The 17212-nt window shown below is 71.2% G+C and carries 11 protein-coding genes and 1 pseudogene; 2 read left to right on the forward strand and 10 right to left on the reverse strand.

The window, feature by feature from the left end; translation table 11 throughout:
- Nucleotides 1-126: 126 nt before the first annotated feature.
- The 4 genes and pseudogenes from pepN to AB0K80_RS09835 form a co-directional block, all read right to left on the reverse strand.
- Nucleotides 127-2613, reverse strand: a complete 2487-nt coding sequence (gene pepN / locus AB0K80_RS09820; RefSeq protein ID WP_365667653.1) for an aminopeptidase N — start codon at nucleotides 2611-2613, stop codon at nucleotides 127-129.
- A gap of 173 nt (nucleotides 2614-2786) precedes the next feature.
- A pseudogene (locus AB0K80_RS09825) lies at nucleotides 2787-3023 on the reverse strand (response regulator); the annotation flags it as partial.
- Nucleotides 3020-3370, reverse strand: coding sequence for a chorismate mutase (locus AB0K80_RS09830; protein WP_365667655.1), 351 nt, complete (start codon nucleotides 3368-3370; stop codon nucleotides 3020-3022). The gene AB0K80_RS09830 and the pseudogene AB0K80_RS09825, both read right to left, overlap by 4 nt.
- Nucleotides 3371-3376: 6 nt before the next feature.
- Complete coding sequence (locus AB0K80_RS09835) at nucleotides 3377-3859, reverse strand: GNAT family N-acetyltransferase (RefSeq protein WP_365667656.1); 483 nt, start codon at nucleotides 3857-3859, stop codon at nucleotides 3377-3379.
- Nucleotides 3860-3980: 121 nt separating this feature from the next.
- Here AB0K80_RS09835 and AB0K80_RS09840 point away from each other — a divergent pair, with 121 nt between their 5' ends.
- Entirely contained in the window at nucleotides 3981-4877 is an 897-nt protein-coding gene (locus AB0K80_RS09840) for a hypothetical protein (RefSeq protein WP_365667658.1), read from the forward strand.
- 9 nt (nucleotides 4878-4886) lie between these two features.
- Here the strand turns inward: AB0K80_RS09840 and AB0K80_RS09845 are convergent, their stop codons facing one another.
- On the reverse strand, nucleotides 4887-6356 hold the full coding sequence (locus AB0K80_RS09845) for an MFS transporter (protein WP_365667660.1): 1470 nt from the start codon (nucleotides 6354-6356) through the stop codon (nucleotides 4887-4889).
- A 123-nt stretch (nucleotides 6357-6479) separates the two neighbouring features.
- Between AB0K80_RS09845 and AB0K80_RS09850 the strand changes: the two genes are divergently transcribed.
- Nucleotides 6480-6980, forward strand: coding sequence for a MarR family transcriptional regulator (locus tag AB0K80_RS09850; protein ID WP_365667662.1), 501 nt, complete (start codon nucleotides 6480-6482; stop codon nucleotides 6978-6980).
- A gap of 34 nt (nucleotides 6981-7014) precedes the next feature.
- Here the strand turns inward: AB0K80_RS09850 and AB0K80_RS09855 are convergent, their stop codons facing one another.
- The 5 genes from AB0K80_RS09855 to lgt all read right to left on the reverse strand — a co-directional run bounded on the left by AB0K80_RS09855 (nucleotide 7015) and on the right by lgt (nucleotide 17189).
- Nucleotides 7015-8667, reverse strand: a complete 1653-nt coding sequence (locus AB0K80_RS09855) for a cytochrome bc complex cytochrome b subunit (RefSeq protein ID WP_365667664.1) — start codon at nucleotides 8665-8667, stop codon at nucleotides 7015-7017.
- Nucleotides 8668-8896: 229 nt separating this feature from the next.
- Nucleotides 8897-10360: a glutamate synthase subunit beta gene (locus tag AB0K80_RS09860; protein ID WP_365667666.1), complete on the reverse strand. Its 1464-nt coding sequence runs from the start codon at nucleotides 10358-10360 to the stop codon at nucleotides 8897-8899.
- The gene (gene gltB / locus AB0K80_RS09865) at nucleotides 10353-14945 is read right to left on the reverse strand and encodes a glutamate synthase large subunit (protein WP_365667930.1); all 4593 of its coding nucleotides are present in this window, start codon (nucleotides 14943-14945) and stop codon (nucleotides 10353-10355) included. Before gltB ends, AB0K80_RS09860 begins: the two co-directional genes overlap by 8 nt.
- A 376-nt stretch (nucleotides 14946-15321) precedes the next feature.
- On the reverse strand, nucleotides 15322-16053 hold the full coding sequence (locus AB0K80_RS09870; RefSeq protein WP_365667667.1) for a VIT1/CCC1 transporter family protein: 732 nt from the start codon (nucleotides 16051-16053) through the stop codon (nucleotides 15322-15324).
- A gap of 188 nt (nucleotides 16054-16241) precedes the next feature.
- A complete protein-coding gene (gene lgt, locus AB0K80_RS09875) occupies nucleotides 16242-17189 on the reverse strand; it encodes a prolipoprotein diacylglyceryl transferase (protein WP_365667669.1) in 948 nt (315 codons plus the stop codon).
- Nucleotides 17190-17212 lie beyond the last annotated feature (23 nt).

Below are 17212 nucleotides of genomic sequence, written 5' to 3' on the forward strand. Positions count from 1 at the left end.
CGCATCCAGACGCCGGGTCCGTCCGGGGACCTGCCCTCATCGAGGAACCGGGCCTCGAGGCGCCTACCGAGGGGCCGGGCCCGGGCCCTGCGCCCCCTCGTCTCGGGTGCAGCGGTGACGCCGGTTCTACGACGCCCCCCGCACCCGCAACGCACGCGCCAGGTCGTCCAGTTGGTCGGCGAGTTTGCGGCGCAGCGCGGGGATCGGGTCGGCCTCGCGCAGGCACTGCTCGCCCAGGCGGAGGTTCTCGGCGTCGACGGCGTGGGCGGGGAAGGCCCGGCCGGCCGCGGCGGCGATGGCGGGGCCGCGGCGGGCGGCGACGGCGACCGCGTCCTCGTAGTAGCGGGGGACGTACTCCCGTACCAGGTCGGCCTGTTCGGGCTGCCAGAAGCCCTCGGCGGTGGCGGCGAAGAGGTAGTTGGACAGGTCGTCGGTGGCGAACATGGCCTGCCACGCCTTCGCCTTGGCGTCCGGGTCGGGCAGGGCGGCGCGGCAGCGGGCGGCGCCCTCCTGGCCGCTGGCGCTGGGGTCGCGGTCCAGTTCGGCGGCGATGGCGGCCTCGTCGGTGGCGCCGAGGACGGCGAGGCGGGCGAGGATGCGCCAGCGCAGCTCGGGGTCGAGCTCGGGACCGCCGGGCACGGTGCCGTCGGCGAGCCAGGCTGCGATGGTGTCGGGGTGGGCGGCGACGTCGATGAAGTGGCGTACGGCGATCAGGCGCAGCCCGGGGTGGTCGCCGTCCTCGGTGCGGCGGATGAGGTCGCGGCACAGGGCGGACAGGGTGCTCAGGGCGGCCGGCCGCTGCTCGGGGGTGAGGAAACGGTCGGCGATGGGCACGGCGGCGAAGGCGAGGACGCCCTGGACGAGGGAGAGGTCTCTCTCGTGCGGGAGGTGGGTGCGGGCGGTGTCGAGGTAGGCGGTGGCGGGGAGTTCGCCGTCGCGGACGGCGTCCCGCAGGGCGTTCCACACGACCGCGCGGGTGAGGGGTTCGGGCAGTCCGGACAGACCGGTGCGGACCGCGGCGAAGGACTCGGGGTCGAAGCGGATCTTGGCGTAGGTGAGGTCGCCGTCGTTGAGGAGGAGCAGCGCGGGCCGCTTGCCGACGGGCTGGGGGGCGCTTTGCGGGAGGTCGAGGTCGAGGCGCTCGCGCAGGGTGAAGCGGCCCTCGTCGGTGAGGTCGTGGTCGTACAGGCCGACGGCGATGCGGTGCGGGCGGGTGCCGTCGTGGTCGACGGTGAGGGTGTAGGTGCCGGTGCTGTCGCCGTTGGTGAGGCGGGGGGTGAGGGTGTCGACGCCGGTGGTGCGCAGCCAGGCGTCGGCCCAGGCGGGCACGTCGCGGTCGGTGGCGGCGGCGAGGGAGTCGATGAAGTCGGCGAGGGTGGCGTTGGCGAACTTGTGGCGGGCGAAGTGGGTGTTGATGCCGGCCAGGAAGTCCTTCTCGCCGAGCCAGGTGACGAGCTGGCGCAGGGCGGAGGCGCCCTTGGCGTAGGAGATGCCGTCGAAGTTGAGCAGCGCCGAGGCGGTGTCGGGGACGGCTTCGGGGGCGACGGGGTGGGTGGTGGGGCGCTGGTCGGCCTCGTAGCCCCAGGCCTTGCGGGCCACGCCGAAGTCGGTCCAGGTGTCGGTGAAGCGGGTGGCTTCGGTGAGGGTCTGGTAGCCCATGTACTCGGCGAAGGACTCGTTGAGCCAGATGTCGTCCCACCACTTGAGGGTGACGAGGTCGCCGAACCACATGTGGGCCATCTCGTGGGCGATGACCACGGCGCGGGTCTGGCGTTCGGCGTCGGTGACGGCGGAGCGGTAGACGAACTCGTCGCGGAAGGTGACCAGGCCCGGGTTCTCCATGGCTCCGGCGTTGAACTCGGGGACGAAGGCCTGGTCGTAGGAGTCGAAGGGGTAGGGCTCGTCGAACTTCTCGTGGTAGCGGTCGAAGCAGGCGCGGGTGATGCCGAGGATCTCGTCGGCGTCGGCGTCGAGGTGGCGGGCGAGCGAGCGGCGGCAGTGGATGCCGAAGGGCAGGCCGCGGTGTTCGGTGCGCACCGAGTGCCAGGGGCCGGCGGCGACGGCGACGAGGTAGGTGGAGATCAGGGGGGTGGGGGCGGCCTGCCAGCGGCCCTGGCCGAGGTGTTCGGTGCGGCTGTTGGCGAGGACGGTCCAGCCTTCGGGGGCCTTGACGGACAGGTCGAAGACGGCCTTGAGGTCGGGCTGGTCGAAGGCGGCGAAGACGCGCTGCACGTCGTCGAGGAACAGCTGGGTGTAGACGTAGGTCTCGTCGTCGGTGGGGTCGGTGAAGCGGTGCATGCCCTCGCCGGTGCGGGAGTAGCGCATGGCCGCGTCGACGCGCAGTTCGTGTTCGCCCGCGGTGAGGTTCTTCAGGGGCAGCCGGTTGCCGTCCAGGGTCTCGGGGTCCAGGGGCTGTCCGTCGAGGGTGACGGAGCGCAGCTCGGCGGGCTTGACCTCGACGAAGGTGTCCGCGTCCGCCCGTGTGGTGAACCTGATCAGGGTGCGGGAGTCGAACGTCTCGTCCCCGGTGGTCAGATCGAGTTCGATCGTGTAGCGGTGGACGTCGAGGAGCTCTGCTCGGGTCTGCGCTTCGTAGCGCGTCAGTACGGACATGCAGGACATGCTGCCTGATGGCACCGGCACGGCACAGAGGCGGATCGGTATGCGGCCGATGTCCGGTCTACGGGCGGCCGCGTTCGAGCTCCCCGGCGTGCGCCCCTGGGGTCGCTGGAGCGGTACGCGCGTGTGCGGGTGGGGCAGGGCGGGGCGTGGGAGTCCTCGATGCCGGGGATGTGCCGGGTCTGTTCCAGGCGGCGCATGTAGCGCACGACGTCGAGCCCGCTGACGCCGGGCGTGCGGACGTCGAGCAGGAGCAGGCCGGCCTGGCCGCGCAGCACCTGTTTGAGCGCCTCGTCGCCGCTGGTGGCCCGGCCGAGCCGGTGGCCGAGCGGGGCGAGGGCGCTCTCCAGCGCGTACCGGGTGTCCTCGTGATCGTCGACGACGAGGATCGTGGCATCCGTCAGTTCACCGTGGGCGTAGCGTCGTGCACGGTGTCCTCGGCGATGCGTTCGTGGTGGCGGATCACCTCGGCGATGATGAAGTTCAGGAACTTCTCGGCGAACGCGGGGTCGAGTCTGGCGTTCTCGGCCAGGGCGCGCAGCCGGGCGATCTGGCGGGCCTCGCGGGCCGGGTCGGCGGGCGGCAGCTGGTGGCGGGCCTTGAGGTGGCCGACCTGCTGGGTGCACTTGAAGCGCTCGGCGAGCATGTGGATGACGGCCGCGTCGATGTTGTCGATGCTCTCGCGCAGCCGGGCGAGCTCCTCGCGCACGGCGGGGTCGACGTCGTGGGTGCCGGTGTTGCTGGTGGTCATGAGTGGTCAGCCTACGGGGCGTGCGCGGGGCGGATCATCCGGCTTGGGCTCGGGCGTGATGACCTTGTGGAAGGACACGTCGGCGTGCCCGCCGGGGACACCGTCGATCCGGCCCACCTCCCGGAAGCCGAGCTTCCGGTAGAAGCCGGGGGCCTGGAAGGTGTACGAGGAGACGGTGATGCTGGTGCAGCCGCGCCGGACGCTCTCCTCCTCGGCGGCCCGCACCAGCCGGCGTCCCCAGCCGGCGTGCCGCTGGTCCTCGCGCACCCACAGCATGTCGATGGAGCACTGCCTGCCCCACACCCAGGCGGTGAGGCCTCCGATCAGGCGGCCGGTGCCGTCGGTGGCGCGGACGGTGAGCGGTGCGGGCTCGCCGGCACCGGTCGCCCGGGCGTTGAAGGCGGTCAGTTCGTCGTCGAGCCACCGCTCGAGGCCGTCGTCCCGGCCGCCGACCCGGAGGGTGGCGGAGGAGGGCTGGTCGCTGGTCACGGTGGGGATTCTGGCAGCGGCGGGGCGCGTACGCCGAGCGGGTTTCCGGCCTCGGCGCGGGCCCACCGCCCGGGACATCCCCGTACAGTGGAATCGGGTTCAGGCGTCTTGGGGGTCGGGCGTGGCGAACGACGGGCCGGTCGAGCACGGCTACCCGCATCTGGAGACGGTGCGGGCCGCCATCACCGCGCTGTACCGGCGGCTGTCGTACGACACGATCCAGACGTTCTCGGCCAGTGTGGCCCCGGCCGACGTGGCGTTCTGCGACACCGACGACCTGTACCTGGGGGCGCAGCGGGTGGCCCGCGAGCTGGTGCGGCACTACCGGTTGCCGGACGCGCGGCTGATCGTGTCGTTCCGGGCGATGACGCACGCGGCGAACGTCGAACTCGCGGCGGGCCCGGAGTACTTCGTGGAACTGAACGACCGGTTCCGTACGCATCGCCGGGACATCGGCGCGGCCCTGGCGCACGAGATCATGCACGTGTACCTCCACCGGCTGGACCTGTCGTTCCCGGGGGTCCGGGAGAACGAGATCCTCACCGACACGGTGACGACGTACCTGGGGGCGGGCTGGCTGCTGCTGGACGCCTACCGGGAGGACGCCACGTCGTCGCAGAAGCTCGGGTATCTCACGCCGGAGGAGTTCGGGTACGTGCTGGCCAAGCGGGCGCTGCTGTTCGGTGAGGACCCGTCGGTGTGGTTCACCAGCCCGCAGGCGTACACGGCGTATGTCAAGGGCCTGGCGCGGGCCCGCCGTGACGAGCAGCAGCCGCCGCTGACGGCCGCGGGCTGGGCCGGGCGCCGCCGGTACGCGCGGGACCGGCGGCACGCCCAGGAGCACGCGCGCGTGCCGGTGGAGGCCGGCACGCCCTACAGCTTCACCCCCGACGGGCACGGTCCGCTGCGGGTCAGCTTTCCGTGCCCGACCTGTCATCAGCGGATCAGGGTGCCGGTGCGGGGGCGGGTGCGCGCGCGGTGCGGGCTGTGCAGGACGGTGCTGGAGTGCGACACATAGGGTCCGCCCTCAGGTGTGAGCGGTCCTGCTGCCGGGCGCGGACGCGGCGGCCGGGTCCACCGCCCGCCGGGGCAGGGCGGCGCACAGGGCGGCGCAGAGCAGGAAGCCGCCCGTGACCCAGGGCATCGCCGCGGTCAGCGCCTCGGTCAGCCCTTGCTCGGCGTGCGCGAAGAACACCGTGCCGACGACCGCGGCCCCCAGCGCTCCCCCGAACTGCTGAGCGGTGGAGAAGATCCCGGACGCCCCGCCCGCCAGATCGGCGGGTACGGCGGACAGGACGACGTTGACGAGCGGTACGACGAGGAATCCCAGCCCGGCTCCGGCGGTCACCAGCCCGGGCACGAGCGGCCAGGCGCCGGTGTGCGTGCCGCCGGCCTGGGTGACCTCGGCCCACACCCAGCCCGACCCGCCGGCCATCAGCAGGGCGCCGGCCGCGAGCACCGTACGCCCGTACCGGACGGCGAGCCGGTCGGCGGCGGGCGCGGTGAGGAATCCGCCGGCGGAGAAGGCCGCCGTCAGCACCCCTGCCTGCATCGGCGTGTAGCCCTGGCCGGCCTGCAGCCAGATCGCGAAGACCAGGAAGAAGCCCTGCATGCCGACGGAGAACAGCAGTTGGACCAGGACGCCCACCGAGAAGGCCGGCAGCCGGAAGGCCCGTACGGGCAGCAGCGGTACGGTTCCGGCCCTGCGCCGCCGCGCCTCGAACACGCCGAGCCCGGCGACGGCGCACACCCCGGCGGCCAGGCAGGTCCAGCCCCACAGCGGCCAGCCGTGCTCCCGGCCCTGCACCAGCGGCAGCACGATGGCGACCAGGCCGGCCGCCAGCAGCGCGCTGCCGAGCACGTCGGGGCGCCCGGCCGACCGTTCCCGGGTGGCGGGCACCAGCATCAGCCCCGCGAGGAAAGTCGCCGCGGCGACCGGCACGTTCACCAGGAACACCGGCCGCCAGCCCCATCCGAACAGGTCGGCGTCGGTGAGCAGCCCGCCCAGCAGCAGGCCGGCCGCGGAGGCGAACCCGGCGACCGCGCCGTACACCCCGAAGACGGCTCCGCGCTCCCTGCCCTGGAACAGGGTGCGGAAGGAGCCGAGGACCTGCGGCATCAGCACCGCCGCCGTCACGCCCTGCACGGCCCGGGCGGCGATGAGCTGCCCGGGTGACTGGGCCATCCCGCAGGCGAGGCTGGCCAGTCCGAACCCGGCCGTGCCGGCCAGGAACAGTCCCCGGCGTCCGAACCGGTCCCCGAGGTGCCCGGCGACGATCAGGGTGGCGGAGAAGCCCAGCAGGTAGGCGGAGACCAGCCACTGCAACGCGCTGTCCGAGGCGTGCAGATCGCGCCCGATGGACGGGATCGCGACGTTGACGATGGTCACGTCCAGCAGGTCCATGAGGGCCGCGATCATCATGACCACGGCGGCCGCCCAGCGGCGGGGGTGGGGCCCGGTGGTGGTGGGCGGGGGCGCGGTGAGGGAAGCGGGCATGGCTGACTCCCGGTCGGCTTGAGTGGGCAAGTATTTCGTTCGGCCTAACGAAATACTTGCACCCGGTCAGCCGACTCCGCAAGTAGTTCGTTCGACCGAACGAACTATTGCTAGGCTGGGTCCATGAGCGCGGCAGAAAACAGGGACGCCGAGGACGGCACCACGCAGCAGACGCGCCGGGCACAGGCGCTGGAGCGGCTCATGGCCGTCGGGCGGGCGCACAGCGCGGTCACGATCATGTTCCACTCGGCGGTCGCTGCCCGGCAGGGCCTGAACGCGACCGAGGAGAAGACCCTCGACTACCTGGAGCGCAACGGCCCGCTCACCGCCAAGGAGCTCGCCGAGCTGACCGGCCTGGCCCCGGCCTCCGTCACGGGCCTGCTCGACCGCCTGGAGGCCAAGGGCTTCGTCCGCAGGACCAGGCACCCGACGGACAAGCGCCGGGTGCTCGTCGAGCTGAACCAGGACAAGGTCGCCGAGCTCGCGGTGTTCTTCGAGGACTGGGCTCGTGATGTCTTCGAGGTGTGCGAACAGTTCAGCACGGACGAGCTGGAGACCGTCATCCGGTTCCTGACCGTCGTCACCGACCGGCAGCAGAAGGCCGCCGCCCGCCTGTCAGGCTGACGCGCCTTCCGCCGTGCGCCCCGAGCCCCGTACGTCAGTGCCGGTGCTCGCCCCCGGTGAGCTCCCGGAACTCCTCCGCCGTCGGCTTCGCGATCTGTGTGCCGGGCCCGAACATGGCCCGGGACAGCCGGGCGCGCAGCCGCTGCGCCCGCCTGACCCGGCGCTCGACGCCGTGTGCGTCGACGACCGGCCCGATCTCGTACGGCCGGGGCTGCTCGTGCTGGGTGAGGGTGAACAGCTGCGCCTGTGACAGCGGCGCGTGGGCCTCGGTGTACTCGCCGTTCGGGAGCCGTTTGATGGTGCCGGTCTCCCGGCCGTGCAGCACCTGGTCCCGGTCGCGGCGTTGCAGGCCGAGGCAGATCCGCTTGGTGACGTAGAAGGCGAGGACCGGGACGACGAAGACGGCGATCCGCACGAACCAGGTGATCGCGTTGATGGAGAGGTTGAGGTGGGTGGCGATGATGTCGTTGCCGCCGCCGATCAGCAGCACCACGTACAGGCTCAGCCAGGCCACGCCCAGCCCCGTGCGCACGGGCGCGTTGCGCGGCCGGTCCAGGATGTGGTGCTCGCGCTTGTCCCCGGTGATCCACGCCTCGATGAAGGGGTACGCCCCGATGGCGATCATGATGAGCGGGAAGAGGGAGAACGGGATGAACACGCCCAGCACGAGCGTGTGGCCCCACAGGTGGATCTCCCATCCCGGCATCACCCGGATCAGTCCCTCGGAGAAGCCGAGGTACCAGTCGGGCTGGGCGCCGGTGGTGACCAGGTCGGGCCGGTAGGGGCCGAAGGCCCACACGGGGTTGATCTGCGCGACGGCGCCGAGCACCGCCAGCACGCCGAAGACGAGGAAGAAGAAGCCGCCCGCCTTGGCCATGTACACCGGCAGGAACGGCATCCCGACCACCGACTTCTCCTGGCGTCCTGGCCCGGGGAACTGGGTGTGCTTGTGGTAGAAGACCAGGATCAGGTGCGCGGCGACCAGGCCCAGCATGATGCCGGGCAGCAGCAGGATGTGGATCGGGTACAGCCGGGCGATGAAGTCCTCCCCCGGGAACTCCCCGCCGAACAGGAAGAACGCCAGGTAGGTTCCGACGATCGGGACGGACAGGATCGCGCCGTGCGCGAAGCGCAGGCCGGTGCCGGAGAGCAGGTCGTCGGGCAGGGAGTAGCCGGTCAGTCCGGTGATGATGCCGAGCATCAGCAGGGTCCAGCCGAACAGCCAGTTCACCTCGCGCGGCTTGCGGAAGGCGCCGGTGAAGAACACCCGCATCATGTGCACGAACATGCCGGCGACGAAGACCACCGCCGCCCAGTGGTGGATCTGCCGGATCAGCAGCCCGCCGCGCACGTCGAAGCTGATGTCGAGCGCGGACTCGTAGGCACGGGTCATGAGGACGCCGTTGAGCGGGGTGTAGGTGCCGTTGTAGACGACCTCGGCGCTGCTCGGTTCGAAGAACAGGGTGAGGTAGACGCCGGTGAGGATCAGCACGAGGAAGCTGTAGAGGCTGACCTCGCCCAGCATGAAGGACCAGTGGTCCGGGAAGACCTTGCGCATGTTGGCCTTGGCCAGCGCGAACACGCCGAGCCGTCCGTCGGCCCACACCGCGGCCCGCTCGCCCCTGCCGGGGGTCCTCGCGCGGTCGGAACCCGCCGTCACACCCACTGATCGCGCGCCGTCGCCCATACGTCGTCGCCTCCCCGTCGGTCCTCCCAGCGTGACACGCGACCGCGGGCACGCCAACGGGTGGAACGCCCGGCTAGGCCGACCGGGGCGGGCAGCCGGCTCGCGGGGCGCGGCCGGGACGCGGCACCCGCACAGGCGACGGCGCCTGCCCGTTCGTCCGGTCGGGGACAGGGGGCAGGCGCCGTCTGTGTTCCGTACGCCGTTGTACGGGACGTTCTCGTGGGCCGGGTCAGACCGTCAGGGCACGGTCCGTCGGCCGGATCGGGGCCGGCAGGTCGCTGGCGCCGGTGAGGTAGCGGTCCACCCCGCGGGCCGCCGAGCGGCCCTCGGCGATGGCCCACACGATGAGGGACTGGCCGCGGCCCGCGTCACCGGCGACGAAGACGCCCGGGACGTTGGTCTGGAAGTCGGCGTCGCGGGCGATGTTGCCGCGCTCGTCGAGTTCCAGGCCGAGCTGCTCGACCAGGCCGTTCTCCCGGTCGGTGCCGGTGAAGCCCATCGCGAGGGTGACCAGCTGGGCCGGGATCTTGCGCTCGGTGCCCGGCTTCTGGGTGAGCTTGCCGTCGACGAACTCGACCTCGGTCATGTGCAGCCACTGCACGTTGCCGTCCTCGTCGCCCTCGAAGTGGGTGGTGGAGACGGAGTAGATCCGCTCGCCGCCCTCCTCGTGGGCCGAGGTGACCTTGTACAGCATCGGGAAGGTCGGCCAGGGCTGGGTGACCGGGTTCCGCTCGTCGTTCGGGCGGGGCATGATCTCCAGCTGCGTGACGGAGGCCGCGCCCTGGCGGTGGGCGGTGCCCACGCAGTCGGCGCCGGTGTCGCCGCCGCCGATGACCACGACGTGCTTGCCCTCGGCCGAGATCGGCGCGGTGACGTAGTCGCCCTCCTGGACCTTGTTGGCCAGCGGCAGGTACTCCATGGCCTGGTAGATGCCCTTGAGCTCGCGGCCCGGGACCGGCAGGTCGCGCGCCGTGGTGGCACCGACGGCCAGGACGATCGCGTCGTACCGCTTGCGCAGGTCCGTCGCCTTCAGGTCGCGGCCGATCTCGATGCCGGTGCGGAAGCGGGTGCCCTCCGCGCGCATCTGCTCGATACGACGGTTGATGTGCCGCTTCTCCATCTTGAACTCGGGGATGCCGTAGCGCAGGAGGCCTCCGATGCGGTCCGCGCGCTCGTAGACGGCGACGGTGTGACCGGCGCGGGTCAGCTGCTGTGCGGCGGCCAGGCCGGCCGGGCCGGAGCCGATGACGGCGACCGTCTTGCCGGACAGGCGCTCGGGGACCTGCGGGGCCACGTCCCCGGTCTCCCACGCCTTGTCGATGATGGAGACCTCGACGTTCTTGATGGTGACCGGCGGCTGGTTGATGCCGAGCACACACGCCGACTCGCACGGGGCGGGGCACAGGCGGCCGGTGAACTCCGGGAAGTTGTTCGTGGCGTGCAGCCGCTCGGAGGCGGCCGCCCAGTCCTCGCGGTAGGCGTAGTCGTTCCACTCGGGGATCAGGTTCCCGAGCGGACAGCCGTTGTGGCAGAACGGGATGCCGCAGTCCATGCAGCGGCTGGCCTGCTTGCTGATGATCGGCAGCAGGGAGCCGGGGACGTAGACCTCGTTCCAGTCCTTGACGCGCTCTTCGACGGGACGGGTCTTGGCGACCTCACGGCCGTGGTTCAGGAAGCCCTTCGGGTCAGCCATTGATCGCCGCCTCCATCATCTTCTCGTGGATCTCGGACTCGGGCAGACCGGCTCGCTCGGCGGCGTCCTTGGCGGCGAGCACTGCCTTGTACGTGCTGGGGATGATCTTGCTGAAGCGCTCGACGGCCGTGTCCCACTCCGCCAGGAGCTTCTCGGCGACCGTGGAGCCGGTCTCCTCCTGGTGGCGGCGGACCACGTCGTGCAACCACTGCTTGTCGGCGTCGTCGAGGGCCTCGATGGCGTCCAGGTTGCCGACGTTGACGTTGTCGCGGTCCAGGTCGATGACGTACGCGACGCCGCCCGACATGCCGGCCGCGAAGTTGCGGCCCGTCTCGCCGAGCACCACCGCGTGACCGCCGGTCATGTACTCGCAGCCGTGGTCGCCCACGCCCTCGGAGACGACCAGCGCGCCGGAGTTGCGGACGCAGAAGCGTTCGCCGACCTTGCCGCGCAGGAACATCTCGCCGCTGGTGGCGCCGTAGGCGAGGGTGTTGCCCGCGATGACGCTGTACTCGGCGAGGTGGTCGGCGGCCCGGTCCGGGCGGACGATGATCCGGCCGCCGGACAGGCCCTTGCCGACGTAGTCGTTGGCGTCGCCCTCCAGGCGCAGCGTCACACCGCGCGGGACGAAGGCGCCGAAGGACTGGCCGGCGGAGCCGGTGAAGGTGATGTCGATGGTGTCGTCGGGCAGGCCCGCGCCACCGAACTTCTTCGTCACCTCGTGGCCGAGCATGGTGCCGACGGTGCGGTTGATGTTGCGGATGGCGACCTGGGCGCGCACCGGCTGGGCCTCGGTCGCGTCGTTCGCGGCGAGCGCGTCCGCGGCCAGCCTGATCAGCTCGTTGTCCAGGGCCTTCTCCAGGCCGTGGTCCTGCGGGACGGCCGCGTGGCGGACCGCGCCCTCGGGCAGCTCGGGCACGTGGAACAGCGGCTGAAGGTCCAGGCCCTGCGCCTTCCAGTGGTTCACGGCACGCGTGACGTCGAGGACCTCGGCGTGGCCGACGGCCTCCTCGATGGAGCGGAAGCCCAGCTCGGCCAGCAGCTCGCGGACCTCCTCGGCGATGAACTGGAAGAAGTTCACCACGTACTCGGCCTTGCCGGAGAACCGGTCGCGCAGGGTCGGGTTCTGGGTGGCGATGCCGACCGGGCAGGTGTCCAGGTGGCAGACACGCATCATCACGCAGCCGGAGACGACCAGCGGCGCGGTGGCGAAACCGAACTCCTCGGCGCCGAGCAGCGCGGCGACGACCACGTCACGGCCGGTCTTGAGCTGGCCGTCGGTCTGCACGACGATCCGGTCGCGCAGGCCGTTGAGCAGCAGCGTCTGCTGGGTCTCGGCCAGGCCGAGCTCCCAGGGGCCGCCGGCGTGCTTGAGCGAGGTCAGCGGGGACGCGCCCGTGCCGCCGTCGTGACCCGAGATGAGCACGACGTCCGCGTGGGCCTTGGACACACCCGCGGCGACCGTGCCGACGCCGACCTCGGAGACCAGCTTGACGTGAATCCGCGCCTGCGGGTTCGCGTTCTTCAGGTCGTGGATCAGCTGGGCCAGGTCCTCGATGGAGTAGATGTCGTGGTGCGGCGGCGGCGAAATGAGGCCCACGCCCGGCGTGGAGTGACGGGTCTTGGCCACCCACGGGTACACCTTGTGGCCGGGCAGCTGGCCGCCCTCGCCGGGCTTGGCGCCCTGGGCCATCTTGATCTGGATGTCGTCGGAGTTGACCAGGTACTCGGAGGTCACGCCGAAGCGGCCCGACGCCACCTGCTTGATGGCCGACCGGCGCGCCGGGTCGTACAGACGCTCCGGGTCCTCGCCGCCCTCACCGGTGTTGGACTTGCCGCCCAGCTGGTTCATGGCGATGGCGAGGGTCTCGTGCGCCTCCTGGGAGATGGAGCCGTACGACATGGCGCCCGTGGAGAACCGCTTGACGATCTCGGAGGCCGGCTCGACCTCCTCGACCGGGATCGGCTTGCGGTCGGACTTGAAGCCGAACAGGCCGCGCAGCGTCATCAGGCGCTCGGACTGCTCGTTCACGCGCTCGGTGTACTTCTTGAAGATGTCGTAGCGGCCGGTGCGCGTGGAGTGCTGGAGGCGGAAGACCGTCTCCGGGTCGAACAGGTGCGGCTCGCCCTCGCGGCGCCACTGGTACTCGCCGCCGATCTCCAGCGCACGGTGCGCCGGGGCGATGCCGGAGGCCGGGTAGGCCTTGGCGTGGCGGGCGGCGACCTCCTTGGCGATGACGTCGATGCCGACGCCGCCGATCTTGGTGGCGGTGCCGCTGAAGTACTTGTTGACGAACTCCTCGTCGAGACCGACGGCCTCGAAGACCTGCGCGCCGCGGTAGGAGGCGACCGTGGAGATGCCCATCTTGGACATGACCTTCAGTACGCCCTTGCCGAGGGCGTAGATCAGGTTGCGGATGGCCTTCTCCGGCTCGACACCGGGCAGGAAGGTGCCCGCGCGGACCAGGTCCTCGACGGACTCCATCGCCAGGTACGGGTTGACGGCGGCGGCGCCGTAGCCGATGAGCAGGGCGACGTGGTGGACCTCGCGGACGTCGCCGGCCTCGACCAGCAGGCCCACCTGGGTGCGCTGCTTGGTGCGGATGAGGTGGTGGTGGACGGCCGCGGTGAGCAGCAGCGACGGGATCGGGGCGTGCTCGGCGTCCGAGTGGCGGTCCGACAGGACGATCAGGCGGGCGCCGTTGTCTATGGCGGCGTCGGCCTCGGCGCAGATCTCCTCGATCCGCGCGGCCAGCGCCTCGCCGCCGCCGTGCACCCGGTACAGGCCGGACAGCGTCGCGGCCTTGAAGCCCGGCATGTCGCCGTCGGCGTTGATGTGGATGAGCTTGGCCAGCTCGTCGTTGTCGATCACCGGGAAGGGCAGGGTGACGCTGCGGCACGACGCGGCGGTCGGCTCCAGCAGGTTGCCCTCGGGGCCCAGCGACGAGCGCAGGGAGGTGACCAGCTCTTCCCGGATGGCGTCCAGCGGCGGGTTGGTGACCTGCGCGAACAGCTGGGTGAAGTAGTCGAAGAGCAGGCGCGGGCGCTCGCTCAGCGCGGCGATCGGCGAGTCGGTGCCCATCGAGCCGATCGGCTCGGCGCCGGTCTTGGCCATCGGCGCGAGGATGACGCGCAGCTCCTCCTCGGTGTAGCCGAAGGTCTGCTGGCGGCGGGTGACCGAGGCGTGCGTGTGCACGATGTGCTCGCGCTCGGGCAGGTCGGACAGCTCGATCTCGCCGGCCTCCAGCCACTCCGCGTACGGGTGCTCGGCGGCGAGGGCGCCCTTGATCTCGTCGTCCTCGATGATGCGGTGCTCGGCGGTGTCCACGAGGAACATGCGGCCGGGCTGCAGGCGGCCCTTGCGGACGACCTTGGCCGGGTCGATGTCCAGGACGCCGACCTCGGAGCCGAGCACGACCAGGCCGTCGTCGGTGACCCAGTAGCGGCCGGGGCGCAGGCCGTTGCGGTCGAGCACCGCGCCGACCTGGGTGCCGTCGGTGAAGCAGACGCAGGCGGGGCCGTCCCAGGGCTCCATCATCGTGGAGTGGTACTGGTAGAAGGCGCGCCGGGCCGGGTCCATGGAGTCGTGGTTCTCCCACGCCTCCGGGATCATCATCAGCACGGAGTGCGGCAGGGAACGGCCGCCCAGGTGCAGCAGCTCCAGCACCTCGTCGAAGGAGGCCGAGTCGGAGGCCTCCGGCGTACAGACGGGGAAGATCCGCTCCAGATCCTTGTCGCCGAACAGGTCGGAGACCAGCTGGGACTCGCGGGCGCGCATCCAGTTGCGGTTGCCCTTGACCGTGTTGATCTCGCCGTTGTGCGCGACGAAGCGGTAGGGGTGCGCCAGCGGCCACGACGGGAAGGTGTTCGTGGAGAACCGGGAGTGCACGAGCGCGATCGCGGAGGCGAACCGGCGGTCGGACAGGTCCGGGAAGAACGGCTCCAGCTGGCCGGTGGTCAGCATGCCCTTGTAGACGATGGTCCGCGCGGACAGCGAAGGGAAGTAGACCCCGGCCTCGCGCTCGGCGCGCTTGCGCAGCACGAACGCCTTGCGGTCGAGGTCGATGCCCGTGCTGACGCCGTCGCTGACGAAGATCTGGCGGAAGGCGGGCATGGTCGACCGGGCGGTGGCACCGAGCAGCTCGGGCGCGACCGGCACCTCGCGCCAGCCGAGGACGGTCAGGCCCTCGTCGGCGGCGATGCCCTCGATCTGCGCGACCGCGTCGGCGGCGGAGTCCTCCGGCAGGAAGGCGATGCCGACCGCGTAGGCCCCGGCCTCGGGCAGTTCGAATCCGGCCACCTCGCGGAAGAAGGCGTCCGGCACCTGCGCCAGCAGACCCGCACCGTCGCCGGAGTCCGGCTCGGAGCCGGTGGCGCCGCGGTGCTCCAGGTTGCGCAGGACGGTGAGTGCCTGTTCGACCAGAGTGTGGGACGCCTCGCCGGTGAGGGTGGCGACGAAGCCGACGCCGCAGGCGTCGTGCTCGTTGCGGGGGTCGTACATACCCTGCGCAGCAGGGCGAGCATCCATGAACGACCAGTTCTGGCCATTCGCGGAGTGCTGGGACGGCTGGCGCGGCGTACGCATCGGCTCTCCCGTCGTCGTCATGTGGCATATGCAGATTGCCGAGGGACGACGTTGGCCCTCTGCGTGATCGCAAAATTTCGTGCAGGTTACATGATGGAGCGGTTCTCGGGAACCGGGATAACCCGTTCCACCATGCGGACGCCGTGGGGGTGCACGGCGGAGCTGCCGCCGCGTGGCGGCCGAAGTATGCGGGGGCCGGCGCGGACAGATCCATGTCCGGCGGCCCGGAGGAGCGGGGGGAGCGTCCTCGCCCACCCCGCGGGTGCGCGGCAGGCCTCATTGCCCACAGCGCTTACGGCTCATGCCCGGTGGTCACCCGGTCGAAACCAGCGAGTAACGGCTACTTATGCGGCCCAACGCATAAGTGCGAGCCGAGCTATCCTACGGCCGTTCCGAACAGGCTGCCCAGGGCGTACGTCACACCGGCCGCCGCACCGCCCAGGGCGAGCTGCCGCAGCCCGCTGAACCACCAGGTCCGCGCCGTCACCTTGGCCACCACCGCGCCGCACAGGAACAGCCCGAGCAGCGCCAGCAGCACGGCCGGCCACAGGCTGCCCGCCCCCAGCAGGTACGGCAGTACGGGGATCAGGGCGCCCAGCGCGAAAGAGGCGAAGCTCGACACCGCGGCGACGGTCGGCGAGGGCAGGTCGCCCGGGTCGATGCCCAGCTCCTCGCGGGCGTGGATCTCCAGGGCCTGCTCGGGATCCCTGGACAGCTGCCGGGCCACCTCGCGGGCCAGCTCGGGCTCGACCCCGCGCGCCTGGTACAGCGCGGCGAGCTCGGCTTCCTCGTCCGCCGGGTGCTTGCGCAGCTCGCGCCGCTCGACGTCCAGTTCCGCCTCGACGAGCTCGCGCTGGGAGGCAACGGAGGTGTACTCGCCGGCGGCCATGGAGAAGGCGCCGGCGGCAAGGCCGGCGAGGCCGCTGAGGACGACGGTGTGGTGGCTGACCGAGCCGCCGGCGACGCCGGTCATCAGCGCCAGGTTGGAGACCAGGCCGTCCATCGCGCCGAAGACGGCGGGGCGCAGCCAGCCGCCGTTGACGTCCCGGTGGGTGTGGTTGTCGCGGTGGGCCTCGTGCAGCGCCGCCTCGGTCTCGATGATGGCCATCCGGATCCCCCAGAGTAGCTAAGCCAAAGCTAACTTTGGACACGTTCTATTCTTCGACAACGAAGAATGTACGCCACGCCATTCCTGCCCGCCAGCAAGGAAAGGCTCCGCTAACCTGCGGTTTTGTGCCCCACACGCACCGAGGGCGCCCGGAAACCCGGGCGCCCTCGGTGTCGTACGACCGTCGGTCAGCTCTTCTTCGCCGACTCGGCCTCGTCCTTCACGTCTGCCTCGTCCGCTGCCTCGGCCACGGACGCCGCGTCGGCCTTCTTCCGGTCCTCGCCGTCCGTCTCGGCCGCCTCCTCGGATGCTCCGTCGGAGGCGCCCGGCTCCACCACCTCTTCCCGGCCCGGCCGCTTCTTCGCGGACAGCACCAGGTAGACCACGGCGAGCAGGAACACCAGCATCGCGGTCCAGTTGTTCAGCCGCAGGCCGAGGATGTGGTGGGCGTCGTCGACGCGCATGTACTCGATCCAGAAGCGGCCCACGCAGTACGCGGCGACGTACAGCGCGAACGCCCGGCCATGCCCCAGCCGGAAGCGGCGGTCGGCCCAGATGACCAGCAGGGCGACGCCGACGCACCACAGCGACTCGTACAGGAACGTCGGGTGGTAGAGGCCCGGGACCCGCCCGTCCGCCGAGGAGGTGATCTTCAGGGCCCAGGGCAGGTCGGTGGGCCGCCCGTACAGCTCCTGGTTGAACCAGTTGCCCCAGCGCCCGATCGCCTGCGCTAGGGCGATGCCCGGCGCGACGGCGTCGGCGTACGCGGGCAATGGGATGCCCCGGCGCCGGCAGCCGATCCACGCGCCCAGCGCGCCGAGCGCGATCGCACCCCAGATGCCGAGCCCGCCCTCCCAGATCTTGAAGGCGTCCACCCAGTCCCGGCCCTCGCTGAAGTACAGCTCGTAGTCCGTGATCACGTGGTAGAGCCGGCCGCCGACGAGGCCGAAGGGCACCGCCCAGACCGCGATGTCGGCCACCGTGCCGGCCCGCCCGCCCCGGGCGATCCAGCGCTTGTTGCCGAGCCAGACGGCAACGAAGACACCGATGATGATGCAGAACGCGTAGCCGCGCAGCGGAATGGGGCCGAGGTGGATCACCCCGCGCGACGGGCTGGGAATGTAGGCAAGTTCCATGGCAAGGTCGACGCTACCGTGCC

The sequence above is a fragment of the Streptomyces sp. NPDC052682 genome, assembly GCF_040678435.1.
Taxonomy (GTDB): domain Bacteria; phylum Actinomycetota; class Actinomycetes; order Streptomycetales; family Streptomycetaceae; genus Streptomyces.